This is a genomic window from Streptomyces sp. S6 (genome assembly GCF_054880855.1).
Window position 1 is genome coordinate 1 of record NZ_JBTYMC010000113.1, and the last position, 19,567, is coordinate 19,567.

Here is a 19,567-nt window from a genome sequence, read left to right on the forward strand (position 1 = left end):
GGATGGCCTCGTCGCCGAGCTGGAGGGCGCCGAGTCCCGCGCGGGCGAAGGCTTTCGCACCGTCCTCGGAGGCGCCCATCACGGCCGGGGTCCAGCCGTGCCGGGCGGGGACGGAATCGATCATGCCTGCCACGCTAAGCAGGCCCGGCCCGGCCCGCCTGCCGGGTGCGCCGTCGGTGTCCGCCTGCGGCCGGCACCCCCGTCGGCTTGCGAGTGACACCCGTTCGGAGCACACAATAGGGACATTCGGTAGCAGAACGATCCGAGCGAACCCCACTTCGGGAGGGTGCGTGAGCATCGAACCGCCGTCCTCGGGCGGCCCCACCGGACCGCCCTCGGGCCCCCTCTCCGGCCCCTCCCAGCCCGCCTCGGGCCCACCGCCGGACGGACCCCGGCGGCCCTGGTGGCGATCCGCTCCCCGCATCGCCCTCGCCGCCACCACCGTCGTGGCCGTCACCGCGGTCGCCCTGCTCCTCACCCGCTCCGGCGGAGACTCGGACAAGAAGAGCGGCGGCGAGGTCATCCTCCAGGCCGCCACCCGGCCAGGCCCCGACCCCTTCACCGAGTCCACGGCCGTCCACAGCTCCGCACCGCCCGCCGCCACGGCACCCTCCCAGGCGCCCACGAACACGCTGCGCAGCGTCGACGGCGGCTCCGCCGGGCTCTACGGCGGCAGCAAGGACGTCTCCGCCTGCGACGTCGAGAAACAGATCCGTGCCCTGGGCGCGGCCCCCGCCAAGAACACGGCCTTCGCCTCCGTGGCCGGCGTCCGGCCCGGTGAGGTGCCCTCGTACCTGCGCTCCCTCACCCCCGTACAGCTCCGGGCCGACACTCGCGTGACCAACCACGGCTTCCGTTCCGGCGCGGCGACCAGCTACCAGTCCGTCCTCCAGGCCGGTACGGCCGTCCTCGTCGACGGCTACGGCGTCCCCCGCGTGCGCTGCGCCTGCGGCAACCCCCTCACCCGTGCTCAGGCCCAGTCCGGCACGCCCCGGCCCACCGGGGACTCCTGGTCGGGGTACCGGCCCGGGAACGTCGTCGTGGTGGCGCCGTCGGTCACGATCGTGAACATCTTCGTGCTGTACGACCACCACGACCACGGGTGGATCGCCCGGCCGCGCGGAGATTCGGGGCACGGGGACCGGCCGACCACTCCGCCGACTCCCACTCCCACGCCGACACCGACACCGACACCCAGTCCGAGCGCCAGTACCAGCCCGAGTCCGAGCACGAGTCCGACCTCTCCGTCACCGTCACCGTCACCCTCGCCCTCGCCGTCGGTCTCTCCCTCGCCCTCGCCCTCTTCCTCCTCCGAGTCCCCGTCCCCCTCGCCCGAGCCCCTGACCCTGTCTCCGTCGGCCCCGTCCCCGTCAGCCGCCTCCCTCTCCCCGGTCGAGAGCACGCCGCTCACCGCGTCGCCGAGTCCCACGGGCCTCATGTCACCCTCGCCGTCCCCCTCTCCCGGGGAGCTTCCGGCTTCCCCTGGCGTATGAGGGGACTGCACGGCCCGGCACGGGGTACGAGGACAGGTGCAGCAGCGTCCGGACAGTCAGGCTTCACGGAGAGACGCATGGGGAAGAGCACGACCGAGCACCTGGACGGGGCAGTGATACCGACTGATTTCGACATACCGGTGGAGCCGCTACGGCGGGCCGAGCACTACACGGGCGACCCCGGATGCATCGGCGAGGCCCGCGCCTTCGCGGCCCGCTTCGTCGACCAGCTGAGAACCGAGTGGTGCGCGGACATCGACGAACACGTCCTGAACGAGGTGATGTTGGTGGTCAGCGAGCTGGTCACCAACGCCGACCGGCACAGCAACGGCCCGTACATCCTGGAGCTGGAGGGCACCGACGAGTCCGTCGCGGTGTGCGTGTACGACAGCAGCGACGCCCTGCCCCTGCGCTTCCCCCGTGACCCCGAACGCGTCGGCTGCCACGGCCTGGAGATCGTCCACGCCCTGGCGACCGAGGTCAGCGCCGAACGCGTCCCCGTCGGGAAACGCGTCCGGGCCGTGCTGCCGTTCGGATGACGGCCGGGTCCGCTCGGCCGGAGTCCGGGCCGAGACTGGGCGGCTAGGCCAGCATTCCCTCCCGCAGTCGCGCGATGATGCGCTTGATCAGGCGGGACACATGCATCTGCGAGCAGCCGAGTTCGGCGCCTATCTCCGCCTGCGTGGCCTCCCGCACGAACCGCAGGTGCAGGATGCGCCGGTCGCGCTCGCTCAGCTCGGCCATCAGCGGGGCCAGCGTGTGGAAGTCCTCGACGAGCCGCAGCGCGTGCTCCTCGATGCCGATGAAGTCGGCCAGGACCGCCTCGCCGTGGTCGCTCCCGTCACCGGTGAGGGCCGCGTCCAGGGAGGAGGAGGTGTAGCCGTTGGCCGCGATCTGCGCCTCGACGACCTCGTCCTCCGCGATGTTCATCAGCGTCGCCAGCTCCGCGACCGTCGGCTCCCGGTCCAGACGGCCCGCCAACTCGTCGCGCGCCTTGGCGAGTTCGACCCGAAGCTCCTGGAGCCGGCGCGGTACGTGGACCGCCCAGGTGGTGTCCCGGAAGAACCGCTTGATCTCGCCGACGATGTACGGCAGCGCGAAGGACGTGAACTCCACCTCGCGGTCCGGGTCGAACCGGTCGATCGCCTTGATCAGCCCGATCATCCCGGTCTGGACGATGTCCTCCATGTCGTCGCCGCGGCCCCGGAACCGGCCTGCCGCGAACCGCACGAGCGACATGTTCATCTCGATCAACGTGTTCCGGGCGTACTGATACGCGTGGGTGCCCTCTTCCAACTCGCCCAGACGCCGCAGGAACTGCCGGGACAGCTCCCGTGCGTCTCGTGGAGCCACACTGCGGGGGTCGTCGATCCCCGGCAGACCGGCGGCCCCGGTCGGTGCGGACGACGTCTCGACGACCTGTCCTGCCTGCGAGCCGATCACGGCGGTACGCATGCCCTCTCCCTCGTGCGTCACGGGTGTGCCGGTCTACGGGGCGGGCGCGTGCCACGGAGACCGTTCACGAGGCGCCTACCCGAAGTCGCGCGGCGCATGCGCCCCTGTTCGGTCCAACGTGCGGCGCGCGGTGACGAGTTCGTGGAGGTACCGCTTGGTGACGGTGCCCCCATACCGGGTGTCGATCAGCTCCCGCAGCGCCCTGAGCAGGCCGGTGCGGGAAGGCTCGGCGAGCGCGAGGTGGTTGGAGTAGGTGAGCAGGACCTCCAGATACCGGTCGGTGGAATAGGTGACGTCCTGGGTGAACCTGCGTACGGTGACCTCCTCGTAGCCGGGGCCGCTCTCGAACTCGGCGGTGTCCGCGGTCACTTCGGCGGCGTCCTTGAGGAGGCCCGGCGGGGTGCCCGGGACCCACCGCTCGTAGTGGACCTGCGAGTCGTGGAAGAACTGCGTGGTGCCGCCCGCGACATGGTCGGTCAGCACCACCGCCAGCAGCCCGCCGGGCCGCAGCGCCGCCGCCGTCCGGGGGACCCGCGTCGCCGGGTCGAGCCAGTGGAACGCCGTCGCGCACGTCACCAGATCGAACGACGCGGCGGGTGGCTCCCAGCTGTCGAAATCGGCGACGACGACCTCGGCGCGGGGCCGGTCCACGAGGTTGCGGCGAGCCACCGCCGCCAGCGAGGCGCCCAGCTCGACGGCGGTGAGACGGCACCCCGTCGCGGCGAGCGGCACCGTCAACTGGCCCGTGCCGGGGGCGATTTCCAGGACGCGACTGTCCGGGCCGAGGCCGGCCGCCGTGACGATCGCGCCGACCAGCGCGGAGGGGTAGCGGGGGCGCACCCGGTCGTATCGTTCGGCGACGGAGTCGAAGGTCTCGCGCAGCATGGGGCTTCGCCTTTCGGAGGGGGCGGGGTCTTGTAGGGAGACGGGGGAAAGATCCGTAGTCTGCCGCCGCGCCCGTGCTGGCCGCCCCCGGTTTTCCGCCGACGGCGGAACGCCGGGCCGGACAGCCGCGCGCCTCCTACGCTGAGCAGGTGAGCAACCATGACGAGGCCCGAGTCATCCCCCTGGCCCCGCCCCGCGAGCCCCTCTGGCGGGACCTGGTCGGAGACGTCCTGCGCCGCGAGCGCCAGACGCAGGAGCGCACGCTGAAGGACGTCGCCGAGGAGGCCCGGATCTCCGTGCCGTACCTCTCCGAGGTGGAACGGGGCCGCAAGGAAGCCTCCTCCGAAGTCCTCGCCGCCGCCGCCCGCGCCCTCGGTCTCACCCTCGCCGACCTCCTCGCCCGCACCCAGGGCGAACTGATCCGCGTCACCTCCCACCGCACCCCCACCCGCCGCCGCGCGACGACACCCTCGTCGTACAACGGCCTGTGCCTGGCGGCCTGACCACCACACCGACCACCTCCGGCGCCCCCAACCCTCCGGCCATCACCCGAACACGGCCGCACCACCCGAACCGAGCCGCCTCCCGAGCCGGGTTCCCGCCCACCCCCTCGACCGCAGTCCGCCCCTCGGCCACCGCCCGAGCCCGGGCGGTGCCGGGGCCTGCGTGGTGGTCCGGACTCGGGTGGCGGCCGGGCCTGGAACCCTGCCCGAGCCCGAAGCCCCGCCTACCCCCAGGTGCCACCCGCTTTTCGGCGCTTGCCACTTCCCAGCACCTGCCGCGTCGGCGCCCCTCCCCTCAGCGCCTGCTCAGCACCTCGTCCGCCAACCCGTACTCCACCGCCTCCTCGGCCGTGAAGACCTTGTCGCGGTCCATGTCGGTGCGCAGGGTGGTGGTGCTGTGGCCGGTGTGGCGGGCGAGGACGTTCTCGACCTGGGTGCGGATGCGGACCATTTCCTTCGCCTGGAGGGCGAGGTCGGAGACCATGCCGCGTTGGCCGCCGGTGGCGGGCTGGCCCAGGAGGACGCGGGCGTGTTCCAGGATGAACCGGCGTCCGGGGTCGCCGCCGGCCAGGAGGACCGCTGCGGTGGAGGCCGCCTGGCCGACGCAGAAGGTCGAGATCGGGGCCTTGACGTACGACATCGTGTCGTAGATCGCCATGAGCGAAGTGAACGAGCCGCCGGGGGAGTTGATGTACAGGGCGATCTCGTTCTCCGGGGCCGCCGACTCCAGGTGCAGGAGCTGCGCGATCACCACGTTGGCGACGCCGTCGTCGATCTCCGTGCTGAGGAAGATGATCCGCTCGGACAGCAGCCGGCTGTAGATGTCGTAGGACCGCTCGCCCTGCGGGGTCCGCTCGATGACGTACGGAATCGTGTAGGAGCCCATCGTCACAGTCCCATCCGTCGTTCGCGGGCAGCCGGGCGTAGATCGGCGAGCGAGCTGACGATCCGGTCGACCATCCCGTACGCCACCGCCTCCTCGGCGGTGAACCAGCGGTCGCGGTCGCTGTCGCGGGACACCGTCTCCTCGGACTGTCCCGTGCGTTCGGCGAGGAGCCGCTCGATGGTCCGCTTGGTGTGCTCCAGGTTCGCCGCCTGGATCTCGATGTCCGAGGTCGTGCCGCCGATCCCGGCGGACGGCTGGTGCATCATCACCCGGGCGTGCGGCAGCGCGTACCGCTTGCCGGGCGCCCCCATGGTCAGCAGGACCTGGCCCATGCTGGCCGCGAAGCCCATCGCGAGCGTCGCCACGTCGTTCGGGATCAGCTGCATGGTGTCGTGGATGGCGAGCCCCGAATGGACCTCGCCGCCGGGCGAGTTGATGCACAGGACGATGTCCGCGCGCGGATCCTCGGCGGCCAGCACGAGCAACTGCGTGCAGATCCGCTGGGCGGACACCTCGTCGACCTGGGTCCCGAGGAACACCATGCGCTGCGCGAGCAGTTGGCCCGCGAGATGGTCGTCGAAACGGGTCGGCTGTGTGTCGCCGTCGGCGAGGGTGAGAGGGGGAGTCATCGCGTCTCCTTGGTTCCGGTTGCGATGACTCCACTCTTGACCCGCGACGGCCCCGGAAAGCCGTTTCTCTGCCGGGAGCAGAGCGGCTCTGCCGAGAGCAGATCGGCGTGACGCCGGACAGCTCAGCGCAACGTCCGGAAGAACGCCCGCACGTCCGCCACCAGCAGATCCGGCTCCTCCAGCGCCGCGAAGTGCCCGCCCCGGTCGTACTGAGTCCACCGCACGATGTTGTCCGTGCGCTCCGCCCGGTGCCGCAGCGCGATCTGGAGCTCCGCCGGGAACAGCGCCAGCGCCGTCGGCACGGTGGACGGCTCGCTGGGACGGGCGTGGCGGCCGGTCGTCGTGTGGGCCCGCTCGTAGTAGATCCGGGCGGCGGAGTTCGCCGTCCCGGTCAGCCAGTACACCATCACGTTCGTCAGCAGGAGATCCCGGTCGACGGCCTCCTCCGGCAACTCTTCCGAGTCCGTCCACTCACGGAACTTCTCGATGATCCAGGCGAGTTGACCGATCGGCGAGTCCGTCAGCCCGTACGCCAGGGTCTGCGGCCTCGTCGAGTGGACCGCGGCGTACGCGGACGCGTCGGCCGTCCACGCGGACCAGCTCTCCCAGGAGGCGAGTGTCCGCTCCCGCTCGGCGGGGCTCAGCGCCTCCAGTTCCTCCAGCGTCGGCTCGCTGGTCGCCTGCGCCCCCGGCAGCAGGTTGAGGTGGACGCCGGTCACCCGCCCGGGATGCGCGCGTCCCAGCTCCCGGGAGATCGCGGAGCCCCAGTCGCCGCCCTGCGCCCCGAACCGCTCGTACCCGAGCCGCGTCATCAGCTCGGCCCACGCGTCCGCGATCCGCCCGGCCTCCCAGCCGCTCTCGGTCGTCGGCCCGGAGAACCCGAACCCCGGAATGCTCGGCACGACGACGTGGAAGGCGTCCGCCGCGTCCCCGCCGTGCGCCACGGGATCGGTGAGCGGTCCGACGACGTCCAGGAACTCGACGACCGACCCGGGCCAGCCGTGCGTCAGGATCAGCGGGACGGCGTCCGGCTCGGGGGAGCGGACGTGGGCGAAGTGGACGCGCGCCCCGTCGATGACCGTCGTGAACTGGGGCCATGCGTTCAGCCGCGCCTCCGCCGCCCGCCAGTCGTACCGGTGGCGCCAGTGGTCGGCGAGTTCGCGCAGGTAGTCCACCGGCACGCCGTACGACCAGCCGGAACCGGGGATCTCCGCGGGCCAGCGGGTGCGGTCGAGGCGGTCGTGGAGGTCGTCGAGGTCGGCCTGCGGGACGTCGATGCGGAACGGGTGGATCGTCATGAGCCGGATGCTAGTTCGGCCTGTTCCCGGGGCCGCCGGATTTTTCGTCCGACGGAACTCTCTTTCCGGCGGGTATTTCTTCCGGCCGAGCGATGAGTTTGCCGGGAAGCGGGGGTCGATACACATGACCGCGTCATCCCAGACCCCGGGGAGCCCCAGTGACCACCGACGGATTCATCACCTGCCTCTGGTTCGACGACCAGGCCGAGGACGCCGCCCACCACTACGTGTCGATCTTCAAGAACTCCAGCGTCGGCAAGGTCTCCCGCTACCCCGAGGGCGGCCCGCGCCCCGCCGGCAGCGTCCTGACCGTCGAGTTCACCGCGAACGGCCAGCAGTTCGTGGCCCTCAACGGCGGCCCCATGTTCACGTTCAGCGAGGCCGTCTCCTTCCAGATCATGTGCGCGGACCAGGAAGAGGTCGACTACTACTGGACGAAGCTGACCGAGGGCGGCGGCCAGCCAGGCCCCTGCGGCTGGCTCAAGGACAAGTACGGGGTGTCCTGGCAGGTCGTCCCGATCCGGTTCATGGAGCTCTTCTCCGATCCCGATCAGGCCAAGGCCGCCCGCGTCAACCAGGCCATGCTGTCCATGGGCAAGCTCGACATCGCCGCCCTGGAGAAGGCGGCCGAGGGCGAATGACCGGCGTGCCGATACGCGGAAGCTCCGGCCGGTGAGACCCGGCCGGAGCATGCGGCGAACGGCTCAGACGCGGTCCGCGACGATCATCAGGTACTGGAAGCTGCCGTTGCGGTAGGCCGTGAGGAACGTTTCCTCGATCCCGGTCACCAGATGGTCCGCCCGGCTGCGCAGATCCCAGTAGGGGATCGCCGTCTGCGTCAGGTCCTCGACATGGACCGGGACGAGCCGGTTGCGGGACATCGCCCGGAAGTACTCCGAACGCGGGTGGATGTCGCAGATGTAGTGCGCGTTGATCAGCGACACCTCACGGGACGCCTGCCCGTACGTGTCGTTGTAGCAGCCCGTGATGGTGACGTACCGCCCGCCCCGGCGCAGCAGCCGGGCGTGCTCGGCGAACAGCAGGTCCAGCTCGACGTACATCGTCGACTCGTTGTTCCAGGACGCCGCGTACGCGCCCGTCTCGAACCCGGTGTCCAGCATGTTCCGGTGGTGGTAGCGGACCTTGCCGTCGATACCCCGCTTACGGGCCTGCTCGTTGGCGAAGTCGGCCTGCTTGGTGGAGAGCGTCACGCCGTCCGCGCCGCAGCCGTAGCGCAGATGCGCGGTGACACTGCCGCCGCCGCGCCCGCAGCCGGCGTCGAACACCCGGTCCTCGGCGGTCAGCGGGCCCAGCTTGGAGGCCAGCAGCTCCGCCTGCGCGTGTTCGAGGCGGTGCAGCTCGGCCGTCAGGCGCTCACTGCGCAGGACGGGGTCCGGCTCGTCGAGGACGCTCCAGTCGGCCTCGCCGATGCCGTAGTGGTGGTGGTACAGGTCGTCGATCTTGCCCAGGTCGAGGTTGACCGGGTTCTCCTCGGCGTTCCAGTAGTCCGCGACGCGGTTCTGGTACACGGACTGCGTGGGCAGCGAAACGAGACCGGGTCGGGTGTCGTGGGCTGTGGTCAACGGTTGCTCCTATGTCGTACGGGTTGGTGCCAGGTGGACCGGGGGTCTCACCAGTAGTCGGGCAGGTGGTATCGGTGGGTGTTGGTGGCGTGCCACTCGTGGTTGCCCGCCACCCAGTCGTCGAGGCTTCGCGCGTACCGCTCCGCGAGCGGGGAGAGGGCCGCGAGCGCGGCGGCCTCCTCCTCGAACGACTCCATGATCTGGTTGTGGATCTCGACGGCCTTCAGATAGGCGGATTTCAGGCCGCACTTGTCGTTCGCGGCGATCACCTGCGGAAGGTTCAGGTGCTCGGGGTCGGTGGCCAGCTCCTTGGTGAAGGAGTACAGGTCGTTGACGAGGGTCGTCGCGTTCGAGGCGAGGGCGGTGATCCGCTGGATCTCGGGCCGGACGTAGATCTGCTCCGGCAGCTCGTAGCCGTCGACGGCGTCGACGATCGACAGGCAGGGGCGGAAGTTGTTGAACTGCCGCATCACCAGGTACTCCCAGACCTTCGGCACGTACCCGGTCTGCGCCCAGGCCGCCTCGCCGAGGTAGCCGAGGTGCAGGCGGGCCATGTCGTGCACGAACCGGTCCGCCTGGCTCGGCGTGGACAGGGCCGCGTAGTCCTTCATCGCCCAGAAGTAGGAGCGCAGCGGACTGTCCGTCTGCATCCCTGTGTGCCACTCCTCGGTGAGGTCCGCCGGTCCGTGGAACGGGTCGAGCGCGGACTGCGCGATCACGAGCCGCCCGCCGAGCCCCGCGGCGCTGCCGCCCCGCCCCTCGGCCTCCTCGCAGTAGCAGTCGTCGACGATGTTCTCGGCCAGCAGCAGCTTCCCGGCCGCCACCAGCCGCTCCATGTCCAGCGCGTTCGGGTGCTGGAGGACGACGGCCCGGCCGAACTGGAAACCCGAGAAGTCGCCGTGCCACTCCGCCGGGAACAGCTCCAGCTCGTCGGCCCACTCCTCCACCCTGCGGTCGACCTCGGCGGCCTTCACCGGGTCGGCGGGCTCGACCTGCCGGTACTTCAGTCCCGGCACGGCCCCGGTGCGCCGCGCGTTCAGCGGCCTGAAGGGGGCGGGCGGTCCGGGCAGCGTGAACGACGAGGTGCTCATTCCGGCATGCGTCCGATCTGTACGTTCTCCAGGATGCCGACCGCGTCCGGCACCAGCACGGCCATCGAGTAGTACGCGGTGACGAGGTAGCGGATGATCGCGTTGTCGTCGATCCCCATGAACCGCACGTTCAGGCCCGGCTGGAACTCCTCCGGGATGCCCGTCTGATAGAGGCCGACGACGCCCTGGTCCTCCTCGCCGGTGCGCAGCGCGACGATGCTGGTCGTCAGGTCCGGGCCGACGGGGATCTTGCCGCACGGGAAGATCGGCACCCCCCGCCACGCGGGCACGTGGTGCCCGTTCACCTCGGCGGGCTTCGGCATCAGACCGCGCCGGTTCAGCTGCCGGAAGAACGCCGCGATCGCCTTCGGGTGCGCCAGGAACAGTGTCGTCTTGCGCCGCATCGACAGCAGCTCGTCCAGGTCGTCCGGCGTCGGCGGGCCGCCGGCCGTGGGGATGCGCTGGTCGTAGTCCGTGTTGTGCAGGAGCCCGAACTCCCGGTTGTTCACCAGCTCCCACTCCTGGCGCTCACGGATCTCCTCGACCGTGAGGCGCAGTTGCTGCTGCGTCTGGTCCATCGGCTCGTTGTAGAGGTCCGCGACCCGGGTGTGGACCTTCAGGATCGTCTGCGTGAGCGACAACTCGTACTCGCGCGGGGAGAGTTCGTAGTCGACGAACCCCGCGCCGATCGTCGGCTCACCGACGTGCCCCGCCTGCACGGGCACCTCGGCCTCGCCCGTGCGGTTCATCGGCAGCCGCTGTCTCGCCGCGTACGCCTCGAAGTGCGCCGCGAGCGACGGCACCCGCGCGGTCAGCTCCCGTACGGCGTCCCACGCCAGCGTCAGCACCACACCGGCCGTGTCCGCCCGCACCGAGGCGCTCCACAGCGGGTCCGCGCTCCCTATCGCCTCGTCGCCCAGCTGATCGCCGCCCGAGACGACCCCGACGACCTCCTCCTCGCCGTACGCCCCAGCCAGGAACCGCGTGAACCGGCCGTGCGCCACCACGTACGCCTCGGTCACCGGCTGCCCGGCCTCGAAGAGCACCTCGCCGGCCCGCACCTCGCGCGCCCGGAACCGCCCCGCCAGCTCCCGCAGCACCTCGGTGTCCGCGTAGCCGCGCAGCGGCGGGAGTTCGGTGAGTGTCTCGGGGACGATCCGGACGTCGTCCCCACCGTTCTGCTCGAACCGCACCCGTCCCCGGCCCACCGTCAGCTGGAGCCGCCGGTTGACGCGGTAGGTGCCGCCCCGCACGTCGATCCACGGCAGCGAACGGATCAGCCAGCGCGAGCTGATGCCCCGCATCTGCGGTTCGGACTTGGTGGTCGTGGCGAGCTGCCGGGCGGCGCGGGTGCCGAGGCTGGTCAGCGGGGCGGTGGTGACACCGTCCGGTGTGGACACATTCACTCCCGTCGATCTGTGCAGAGCCGCACCGGCCGGCGCCGGGAGGGCCGGCCGGATGCGTACAAGCAGCCAACCCGGTCGTGCGACGAACGCGCACCGGCGTGCGGGGGTGGCTCCTTCGCATGCGGGTCGCACGGACGGATCAACTGGTGCAGGGACCGTGATCCACGACGCCCCCGCGTCACTCTCCCGGGGAATATGTGGAACGTCCGGTTCTGTGTTAGAGGTTTTGTCGACAGTGTTCGCCGCGCGGCCCGGGGCACGCGTGACTAGCGTGGACAGCGACCTGTCGGCCGATCGGAAGGGGCGCGGTCATGGCCGTGCAGCCCGAAGGAACGCCCTGCTGGGCGGATGCGATGTTCACGGACGTCGAAGGGGCCAAGAGCTTCTACGGAGACGTCCTCGGCTGGACCTTCGGCGAGGCGTCGTCGGAGTTCGGCAGCTACACCCAGGCGTACGCGGACGGGAAGGCGGTCGCCGCTGTCGTCCCGCCGATGCCCGGCCAGGAGGGCGCCTCGCAGTGGTGCCTCTACCTCGCCTCGGACGACGCCGCCGCCACCGCCGCGAAGGTGCGCGAGAACGGCGGAGAGGTCCTGATGGAGCCCATGAAGGTGGGCGACTTCGGCACCATGAGCCTGGCCCGCGACCCCGGCGGCGCCGTCTTCGGGATCTGGCAGGCCGGCACCCACGAGGGCTTCGAGGCCGTCGCCGTGCCCGGCGCCTACTGCTGGGCCGAGGTCTTCACGCGGGACCCGCAGAAGGCGGACGCGTTCTTCCCGGCCGTCTTCGGCTACACCGTCAAGGAGATGGACGACGACGCCGTCGACTTCCGGATCTACAGCCTCGGCGACGACATGCTGATGGGCCGCATGAAGATGGGCGATGAGTTCCCGCCCGAGGTCCCGGCGTACGTCAACGTCTACTTCACGGTCGACGACTGCGACGCCGCCGTGAAGCGCGCCGTCGACGCCGGCGGCGTCCTCCGGTTCGGCCCGATGACCATGCCTTTCGGGCGGTTCGCGGCGCTCAGCGACCCGCAGGGTGCGAGCTTCTCGGTGATCGACGTGACGACGACGGAGGGGGAGAAGCCGACGCTGACCGACGTGGCATGATCGAGTCCATGCGTGAACGACTGGTGGCCGCGTGCGACGGCGCCTCCAAGGGCAACCCCGGACCGGCGGCGTGGGCGTGGGTGGTCTCCGACGACGGCGGGACGCCGGTGCGCTGGGAGGCCGGACCGCTCGGCAGGGCGACCAACAACGTCGCCGAACTCACCGCGCTGGAGCGGCTGCTGGCCGCCACCGACCCGGCCGTGCCGCTTGAGGTGCGGATGGACTCGCAGTACGCGATGAAGGCCGTCACCACCTGGCTGCCCGGCTGGAAGCGCAACGGCTGGAAGACGTCCGGCGGCAAGCCCGTCGCCAACCAGGACCTCGTCGTGCGCATCGACGAACTCCTCGGCGGGCGCACCGTCGAGTTCCGCTACGTCGCCGCCCACCAGGTCGACGGCGACCCCCTGAACGACTTCGCCGACCGCGCCGCGAGCCAGGCCGCGATCGTCCAGGAGCCGGCGAGCAGCGAACTGGGCTCGCCGGAGCCGCCGCCGTCGGCCATGACGCCGTCGTCCGGAAGCGGTGGAGGCGGCGGCGGTGCCCGGCGCGGCGGGAAGCCGGCCCGGAAGGCGGGCTCCTCCTCCCGCACCCTCAAGGCCAAGTTCCCCGGCCGCTGCGTCTGCGGACGCTCCTACGCGGCCGGCGAGGACATCGCGAAGAACGCCCAGGGGTGGGGTCACCCGGAGTGCCGCGCGGAGGCTACCGGCTGAACCGGACACGTGCCGAACGTGCGCTGAGCGACGCCCACCGACTGCTACCCTGCGTCGTCCCTTGCCCACGTTCGGTCAATTTCAGAGGTGTGCGTGAAGGTCGCCTGCGTCGGTGGCGGGCCCGCCGGCCTGTATCTCTCGATCCTGCTCAAGCGACGGAACCCGTCGTCCGACATCACCGTCCACGAACGGGGCCCGGAGGGCTCCACCTACGGCTGGGGCGTCACCTACTGGCGTGAACTCCTCGAAAAACTCCACCGCCACGACCCCGAGTCCGCCCGCCTGATCGACGCCGCCTCCGTCCGCTGGACCGAGGGCGTCGCCCACATCCGCGGCACCGCCACCCGCCAGCCCGGCGACGAGGGCCACGGCATCGGCCGCCACCGCATGCTGGAGATCCTCGCGGCCCGCGCCCGCGAACTCGGCGTCCGCCTGGAGTTCGAGTCCGAGATCACCCCGGACACCCTCCCCGACGCCGACCTCGTCGTCGCCGCCGACGGCGTCCACAGCGCCCTGCGCACCCGGCACGCCGACGCCTTCGGCGCCGAGGTGAAGGACGGCCGCAACGCCTACGTCTGGCTCGGCACCACCAAGGTCTTCCCCACCTTCACCTTCGCGTTCGTCGAGACCGACCACGGCTGGGTCTGGTGCTACGGCTACCCCTACGACGACGAGCACAGCACCTGCGTCATCGAATGCGCCCCCGAGACCGTCACCGGCCTCGGTCTCGACGGCGAGGGCGGCCTGGCCGTCCTGGAGAAGCTGTTCGCGGACATCCTCGACGGCCACACCCTCATCGGCCGCGAACCCGGCCCCTGGCCCGCCTTCCGCACCCTCACCAACCGCACCTGGCACCACGAGAACGTCGTCCTCCTCGGCGACGCCGCCCACACCACGCACTACTCCATCGGCGCCGGCACCACCCTCGCCCTGGAGGACGCCATGGCCCTCGCCGACGCCCTCCAGGAACACCCCGGCGACCTCCCCCGCGCCCTCGCCGCCTACGAGGCCGAGCGCAAGGCCGCACTGCTGTCCACGCAGAGCGCCGCCCGCTACAGCGCCCAGTGGTACGAGAACCTCGCCCGGTACATCGACCTGCCCCCGCGGCAGATGTTCGCCCTGCTCGGCCAGCGCCACTCGCCGCTCCTGCCCTACGTCCCGCCCCAGCTCTACTACCGCCTCGACCGCGCCGCCGGCTCCCTGGAACCGCTGCGCCGGTTCAAGCGCTGGCTCGGACCGAAGCTCGCCCGCAACGTCCACGCACGGGTCCTGACCTCCCGGAAGTAGGCCGGGGAAACCTCGCCGGCCTTTGGTGAATGGCGATTCACTGTTACGGTGAATCGCCATTCACCTTCTTTTTTCGCGCTGGAGTTCCCATGGGGTCGCCCGTCCCGATACCCGCCACCAGGCCCGACGGCCTCCGCAGCCGCCTCACCATCCCCGCGCTGGCCTTCGGCGGCATCCTCATGGCCGTCATGCAGACGGTCGTGGTCCCCCTCCTCCCCGACCTCCCGCGCCTCACCCACTCCTCCGCGTCCGCCGTCTCCTGGATGGTCACCGCCGCCCTCCTCTCCGGCGCCGTCCTCACCCCCGTCCTCGGCCGCGCCGGCGACATGTACGGCAAGCGGCGCGTCCTGCTGCTGTCCTTCGCGATGCTCTCCGTCGGCTCGGTGATCTGCGCGCTCACCTCCCAGATCGGCATCCTCATCGCCGCCCGCGCCCTCCAGGGCGCCGCCTCCGCGATCATCCCGCTCTCCATCAGCATCCTGCGCGACGAACTCCCGCTGGAGAAAAGGGGATCGGCCGTCGCGCTGATGAGCTCCACCGTCGGGATCGGCGCCGCGCTCGGACTCCCGGCCGCCGCTGTCGTCGTCCAGTACTCCAACTGGCACGTCATGTTCTGGGTGACCGCAGCGCTGGGGGCGCTCGGGCTCGCGCTCATCCGGTGGACGGTGCGGGAGTCGCCGGTGCGGGAGGCCGGGCGGTTCGACGTGACCGGCGCGGTGGGGCTCGCGGCCGGGCTCGTGTGTCTGCTGCTCGCCGTGTCGCAGGGCGGGCAGTGGGGGTGGGGGAGCGGCCGGATCACCGGGCTGTTCGCCGCCGCCGGGGTGGTGCTCGCGCTGTGGTGGTGGCAGCAGGGGCGGGCCGCACGGCCGCTCGTGGACCTGCGGCTGGTGACCAGCGCGCGGGTGGGGCTGCCGCATGTCGCGGCCCTGCTCACCGGGTTCGCGTTCTACGCCAACTCCCTCGTCACCGCGCAACTCGTGCAGGCACCGAAGGAGACCGGGTACGGGCTCGGCCTCTCCCTCGTCGAGACCGGGCTGTGCCTGCTGCCGGGCGGCGTCATCATGCTGTTCCTCTCCCCGGTGTCCGCGCGGATCTCAGCGGCCCGGGGAGCGCGGGTCACCCTCGCGCTGGGGACCGCCGTCATCGCCTGCGGGTACGTCGTCCGGATGGCCGACAGCCACTCGCTGGCCGTGATCATGCTGGGGGCGGCGGTCGTCTCCGTCGGGACGACGTTCGCGTACTCGGCGCTCCCCTCGCTGATCCTGGGGGCCGTCCCCGCCGGGCAGACCGCCTCCGCCAACGGGGTCAACGTCCTGATGCGGACCATCGGACAGGCGGTGTCCAGCGCGGCGGTCGCGGCGGTGCTGGTGCATCACACGGCGCCGGTGGGCGGGGTGCCGGTGCCGACGCTGCACGGCTACCTGGTCGCGTTCTCCGTGGCGGGGGTGGTGGCACTCGTGGCGAGCGCGGTGGCGCTGACGATTCCTCGGGAGGAGAAGGCGGGGGAGGGCGCACGGGAGGGCCGGGGCGCGCGGGAAGGGGTGAAGGAGAGAGCATGAGAGGCGTGAGAACTCCCGGCACCCCTGGCACGTCCGACACCCCGAGCACGTCCGGCACCCCGAGTGCTTTTAGCGGCCCGCGCTCCGCGACCCCCTCGCGGCGCGACGCCGAGACGACCAAAGCGGCGATCCTCAAGGCCGTCCGGCATCTCCTCGCCCGGCAGCCGCGGGCCGACATCACGCTGAAGGCGGTCGCCGAACGGGCGGGCGTGAGCGCGCCGCTGGTGCTGAAGTACTTCGGCAACAAGGACGCGCTGTTCGCCCGGGTGATGTCGTTCGAGGCGGACACGGAGGTCCTGCTGGACGCGCCGCTGGAGGAGCTGGGGCGGCACATGGTCCGGCGCGTGGTGGGAGGCCAGCGGGAGGAGGGCACCGACCCCGTCCTGCGGGTCGTCTTCGCGTCGATGCACGGTGAGCACGGGGACGACGTGCGCGCGAACTTCCGGGCCCAGGTCATCGACCGCCTCGCCGCCCGCCTCCCCGGCCCGGACGCCGCCCTGCGCGCGGAACTCGCGGTGGCCACGCTCCTCGGACTCGGGGTGATGAACGGGATCGCCCGGGGCGAGGCGGTGCGGGCCACCCCGGTCGAGGAGATCGTGGCCCGCTACGGCCCGAAGGTGCAGGCGATCCTGACGGACCCGCCGAACGGGACGGGCTGAACGGGCCGGAGTGCGGCGGCGCCCTGAACACCCCGTGCGGATCCAGCCGGGCCGCTGTTCCGCGAGGCGCCCCCGTTTCCGCTCCCACCGGCCCTGATGACAGACTGCGGCCATGGAGCAGCGCGCATTCAAGAGGACCCCTCGGTCCGCATCCGTCATCGGCCTCGGCACCTGGCAGCTCGGCGCCGACTGGGGCGACGTCGACGAGAAGGAAGCCCTCGCGGTCCTGGACGCGGCCGTCGAGTCCGGCGTCACCTTCTTCGACACCGCCGACGTCTACGGCGACGGCCTCAGCGAACAGACCATCGCGACGTACCTGCGCTCCCGCCCGGAGCTGGACGTCTTCGTCGCCACCAAGATGGGCCGCCGCGTCGAGCAGCTCCCCGAGAACTACGTCCTCGACAACTTCCGCGCCTGGAACGACCGTTCACGGCGCAACCTGGGCGTGGACCGCCTCGACCTGGTCCAGCTGCACTGCCCGCCCACCCCCGTCTACTCCAGCGGCGAGGTGTTCGACGCCCTCGACACCCTGGTCGCCGAGGAACGCATCGCCCACTACGGCGTCAGCGTCGAGACCTGCGCCGAGGCGCTCACCGCGATCGCCCGCCCCGGTGTCGCCAGCGTCCAGATCATCCTCAACCCGCTGCGCCTCAAGCCTCTCGCCGAGGTCCTCCCCGCCGCCGAGAAGGCCGGAGTCGCGGTCATCGCGCGCGTGCCCCTCGCCTCCGGCCTGCTGTCCGGGAAGTACACGAAGGACACCGTCTTCCCGGCCAACGACCACCGCACCTACAACCGGCACGGCGAGGCGTTCGACCAGGGCGAGACGTTCTCCGGCGTCGACTACGCGACCGGCGTCGAGGCGGCCGTCGAGTTCGCGGACCTCGCCCCCGAGGGCGTCACCCCCGCCCAGCTCGCCCTGCGCTGGATCCTCCAGCAGCCCGGCGTCACCACCGTCATCCCCGGCGCCCGCAACCCCGGCCAGGCCCGCGCCAACGCGAGCGCCGCGGACCTGCCCGAGCTGGACGCCGCCACCCTGGCCTCGATCCGCGACCTGTACGACCGCCGGATCAAGGACCAGGTCGAGAACCGCTGGTAGCGGCTACTCGGAGTCGGCGGAGGAGTCGGCGGAACGCGCCTTGCGCAGCGAGGCGATGCAACCGCCGATCGCCTCCTGCAACTCCTCCAGCTGCTTGACCATGTCGTCCTCGTAGAAGTCCTGCGCGTCGTCGAAGGTCAGCTCCTCGAACACCTTCGTGGCGCGCTGGAGGCTGCTGTAGAACTTCGTGCGCCGCTCCTGGACCCGGAGTTCGGGATCGGCCTCGACGGTCTCCACGACGAGGTTCTTCATCGTGTCGTACGCCTCGGACGCCCACTCGCCGGCGTCCTCGTCGTCGTTCAGCTCGTCGATGAGGGACAGGTGCCGCTCGGCCTCCTCGCGCAGCTCCCTCGGCGCGTCGATCGTCTGCCCGGCCGGGGTCTTCACCTGGCCGGACTCGGCGATCTGCCGGACGTACCCGATGCGGTCGGCGGAGCGGCTCTCCGTCGCGACGGCCTTCTTCAGGTCGTCGGTGCGCACGACGTCCCGGGCCAGCTCGGCCTGGAGCGTCGGGTCCTCCTTGATGCGGTCCAGGAGGGCGGCGCGGGCGGCCCGCGCGGTGGACGGGTCGGCGAGGATCGCGGCGCGCAGGGCCGTCGGGTTCTCGGCGACCTCCAGAGCCTTCGTCGGCCGGATGCCCTCCGCCTCGGCGGCCTCCGAGATCGCGGTGCCGCGCTCGGACGTCGCGCTGGAGCGGGACACGTAGTAGCTCAGCCAGACGTCCGCGTCCGGGAGCTGGACGTCCTGGCCCGGCTCCAACTCCTCGAACTGCGGCACCAGACCGTCGTCGGCCGCGCGGTCCCACGCCTTGTAGTAGCGCATCACACGCTCGGGGGAGCACTCGGCCAGCTCGGCGAACTCCTTCGCCGACACCTTGTCGCCGCTCTCGCCCGCGGTCTGACCGCCGGGCCGCACACTGCGCGCCACCTTCAGCCCGAAGGCCCAACCACCGGTCCGCGCGTACGCGCCGAACTCCCGCGCGTCCCGCACCACGGCGTCGGCGAGCGGGGCGAACTCCACCTCGGCGGGCATCTCGGACGGGTCGATCGCCAGGGTCACGGAAGACTCCTCAAGAGAACTGCTGGGCTTGTGAACATGCAGACCGGCAGCCTATATCGACCCGTTGACGCCACTTTGGCAAGACCCGCGCGGGCCCGCCCCACCCGGCCGAAACGTCTCCTCAGTTCGGCCGGAACGTCTTGAAGAACGTCTTCAGCGCCTCCACGTTGACCGGTTTCTCCCAGTCCGCCTCAGGCGTCGTCCACCGCAGGGAGAACCCGGAGTGCTCCCCGGTCAAAAACCCCCGCCCGAAGGTGCGCAGCACCCCGCCGTGCCCGTCGTCCTGGACCCACTCCATGTCGGCAGCCTTGAAGCCCTGGTACGTCGTCGCCCGGATCTCCCCGATCCGATGGAACCCCTTCTCCTTGCGCAGCTCCGGCTCGACGGTGTCCCGCCACACCTCGACCGGGTCCGGGCCGAGCCGTGTGCTGAAGGTGACGGCGAGGGTCCGGTCGTCGCCCTTCGCGCCGAACGTCACCCGGAACGCCAGATCGCCCTGCCTGCGGGTCTCCACCCGCTTCCACCCCTTCGGCAGCGCGACCGAGAAGCCCTCGGGCGCGCGGTAGACCGTGAACCGGGCGGCCGGGGCGGAGGGGGAGGGGTGCGGTGACGGAGGGGCCGAGGTGGCCGCCTGCGAGGGGGTGGGGGTCGGGGTGGGCGTGGGAGTCGGCGCCGGAGGGGTGCTCCGTCCGACTTCGTTGTCAGCGGGCGCAGGCGCGGTCGTCGAGGGCCGGGCCTGCGCGTCCGTGCCCGCCTCCTCGGTACCCGGCAGCTGGTTCGTCGCCGCGAGCGCGGCGACGGCGACCGTCACCACCGCGAGAGCCGTCCCCGCGGCCATCGCCCGCCCGCGCCACCGCGG

General features: G+C 71.4%; 19 protein-coding genes and 1 pseudogene. 10 read left to right on the plus strand and 10 right to left on the minus strand.

The window, feature by feature from the left end; genetic code table 11:
- Positions 1 to 290: 290 nt before the first annotated feature.
- Both ACVNF4_RS17735 and ACVNF4_RS17740 read left to right on the plus strand, forming a co-directional pair.
- Entirely contained in the window at positions 291 to 1,493 is a 1,203-nt protein-coding gene (locus ACVNF4_RS17735) for a DUF6777 domain-containing protein (protein ID WP_461803792.1), read from the plus strand.
- 77 nt (positions 1,494 to 1,570) lie between these two features.
- Positions 1,571 to 2,032, plus strand: coding sequence for an ATP-binding protein (locus ACVNF4_RS17740; protein ID WP_461803793.1), 462 nt, complete (start codon positions 1,571 to 1,573; stop codon positions 2,030 to 2,032).
- A gap of 43 nt (positions 2,033 to 2,075) precedes the next feature.
- Here the strand turns inward: ACVNF4_RS17740 and ACVNF4_RS17745 are convergent, their stop codons facing one another.
- Complete coding sequence (locus ACVNF4_RS17745; RefSeq protein ID WP_461803794.1) at positions 2,076 to 2,948, minus strand: RNA polymerase sigma factor SigF; 873 nt, start codon at positions 2,946 to 2,948, stop codon at positions 2,076 to 2,078.
- 75 nt (positions 2,949 to 3,023) lie between these two features.
- The gene (locus ACVNF4_RS17750; protein WP_461803795.1) at positions 3,024 to 3,833 is read right to left on the minus strand and encodes a class I SAM-dependent methyltransferase; all 810 of its coding nucleotides are present in this window, start codon (positions 3,831 to 3,833) and stop codon (positions 3,024 to 3,026) included.
- Positions 3,834 to 3,982: 149 nt separating this feature from the next.
- Here ACVNF4_RS17750 and ACVNF4_RS17755 point away from each other — a divergent pair, with 149 nt between their 5' ends.
- The gene (locus tag ACVNF4_RS17755; protein ID WP_461803796.1) at positions 3,983 to 4,336 is read left to right on the plus strand and encodes a helix-turn-helix domain-containing protein; all 354 of its coding nucleotides are present in this window, start codon (positions 3,983 to 3,985) and stop codon (positions 4,334 to 4,336) included.
- Between the two features lie 295 nt (positions 4,337 to 4,631).
- Here the strand turns inward: ACVNF4_RS17755 and ACVNF4_RS17760 are convergent, their stop codons facing one another.
- The 3 genes from ACVNF4_RS17760 to ACVNF4_RS17770 all read right to left on the minus strand — a co-directional run bounded on the left by ACVNF4_RS17760 (position 4,632) and on the right by ACVNF4_RS17770 (position 7,149).
- On the minus strand, positions 4,632 to 5,222 hold the full coding sequence (locus ACVNF4_RS17760) for a ClpP family protease (RefSeq protein ID WP_461803810.1): 591 nt from the start codon (positions 5,220 to 5,222) through the stop codon (positions 4,632 to 4,634).
- 2 nt (positions 5,223 to 5,224) lie between these two features.
- Positions 5,225 to 5,851, minus strand: coding sequence for an ATP-dependent Clp protease proteolytic subunit (locus tag ACVNF4_RS17765; protein ID WP_461803797.1), 627 nt, complete (start codon positions 5,849 to 5,851; stop codon positions 5,225 to 5,227).
- A 122-nt stretch (positions 5,852 to 5,973) separates the two neighbouring features.
- Positions 5,974 to 7,149 carry an epoxide hydrolase family protein gene (locus ACVNF4_RS17770; RefSeq protein ID WP_461803798.1) on the minus strand — a complete coding sequence of 392 codons (1,176 nt, stop codon included), beginning with the start codon at positions 7,147 to 7,149 and terminating at the stop codon, positions 5,974 to 5,976.
- Positions 7,150 to 7,307: 158 nt separating this feature from the next.
- On the opposite strand from ACVNF4_RS17770, the gene ACVNF4_RS17775 reads away from it, so the two are divergent.
- A complete protein-coding gene (locus tag ACVNF4_RS17775; RefSeq protein ID WP_461803799.1) occupies positions 7,308 to 7,790 on the plus strand; it encodes a VOC family protein in 483 nt (160 codons plus the stop codon).
- A gap of 63 nt (positions 7,791 to 7,853) precedes the next feature.
- On the opposite strand, the gene ACVNF4_RS17780 is transcribed toward ACVNF4_RS17775, so the two are convergent.
- Genes ACVNF4_RS17780 through ACVNF4_RS17790 form a run of 3 tightly spaced genes read right to left on the minus strand, consistent with a single transcriptional unit; the run spans position 7,854 to position 11,223 of the window.
- Positions 7,854 to 8,732 (minus strand): geranyl diphosphate 2-C-methyltransferase, encoded by an 879-nt coding sequence (locus ACVNF4_RS17780; protein ID WP_461803800.1) that lies wholly within the window; start codon positions 8,730 to 8,732, stop codon positions 7,854 to 7,856.
- 47 nt (positions 8,733 to 8,779) lie between these two features.
- Positions 8,780 to 9,823 (minus strand): family 2 encapsulin nanocompartment cargo protein terpene cyclase, encoded by a 1,044-nt coding sequence (locus ACVNF4_RS17785; RefSeq protein WP_461803801.1) that lies wholly within the window; start codon positions 9,821 to 9,823, stop codon positions 8,780 to 8,782.
- On the minus strand, positions 9,820 to 11,223 hold the full coding sequence (locus tag ACVNF4_RS17790; RefSeq protein ID WP_461803802.1) for a family 2B encapsulin nanocompartment shell protein: 1,404 nt from the start codon (positions 11,221 to 11,223) through the stop codon (positions 9,820 to 9,822). Before ACVNF4_RS17790 ends, ACVNF4_RS17785 begins: the two co-directional genes overlap by 4 nt.
- Before the next feature lie 317 nt (positions 11,224 to 11,540).
- Here ACVNF4_RS17790 and ACVNF4_RS17795 point away from each other — a divergent pair, with 317 nt between their 5' ends.
- From ACVNF4_RS17795 to ACVNF4_RS17820, 6 genes are all read left to right on the plus strand, one after another.
- Positions 11,541 to 12,338 carry a VOC family protein gene (locus ACVNF4_RS17795; protein ID WP_461803803.1) on the plus strand — a complete coding sequence of 266 codons (798 nt, stop codon included), beginning with the start codon at positions 11,541 to 11,543 and terminating at the stop codon, positions 12,336 to 12,338.
- Entirely contained in the window at positions 12,335 to 13,048 is a 714-nt protein-coding gene (locus ACVNF4_RS17800; RefSeq protein WP_461803804.1) for a ribonuclease H family protein, read from the plus strand. Before ACVNF4_RS17795 ends, ACVNF4_RS17800 begins: the two co-directional genes overlap by 4 nt.
- Positions 13,049 to 13,141: 93 nt before the next feature.
- The gene (locus ACVNF4_RS17805; RefSeq protein ID WP_461803805.1) at positions 13,142 to 14,335 is read left to right on the plus strand and encodes an FAD-dependent monooxygenase; all 1,194 of its coding nucleotides are present in this window, start codon (positions 13,142 to 13,144) and stop codon (positions 14,333 to 14,335) included.
- Between the two features lie 89 nt (positions 14,336 to 14,424).
- Positions 14,425 to 15,894: an MFS transporter gene (locus tag ACVNF4_RS17810; protein ID WP_461803806.1), complete on the plus strand. Its 1,470-nt coding sequence runs from the start codon at positions 14,425 to 14,427 to the stop codon at positions 15,892 to 15,894.
- Positions 15,891 to 16,553 carry a TetR/AcrR family transcriptional regulator gene (locus ACVNF4_RS17815; RefSeq protein WP_461803807.1) on the plus strand — a complete coding sequence of 221 codons (663 nt, stop codon included), beginning with the start codon at positions 15,891 to 15,893 and terminating at the stop codon, positions 16,551 to 16,553. The genes ACVNF4_RS17810 and ACVNF4_RS17815 overlap by 4 nt, the downstream gene beginning before the upstream one ends.
- A gap of 112 nt (positions 16,554 to 16,665) precedes the next feature.
- A complete protein-coding gene (locus ACVNF4_RS17820; RefSeq protein WP_461803808.1) occupies positions 16,666 to 17,649 on the plus strand; it encodes an aldo/keto reductase in 984 nt (327 codons plus the stop codon).
- 3 nt (positions 17,650 to 17,652) lie between these two features.
- Here the strand turns inward: ACVNF4_RS17820 and ACVNF4_RS17825 are convergent, their stop codons facing one another.
- Entirely contained in the window at positions 17,653 to 18,708 is a 1,056-nt protein-coding gene (locus ACVNF4_RS17825; protein WP_461803809.1) for a hypothetical protein, read from the minus strand.
- Positions 18,709 to 18,829: 121 nt separating this feature from the next.
- A pseudogene (locus ACVNF4_RS17830) lies at positions 18,830 to 19,567 on the minus strand (serine/threonine protein kinase); the annotation flags it as partial.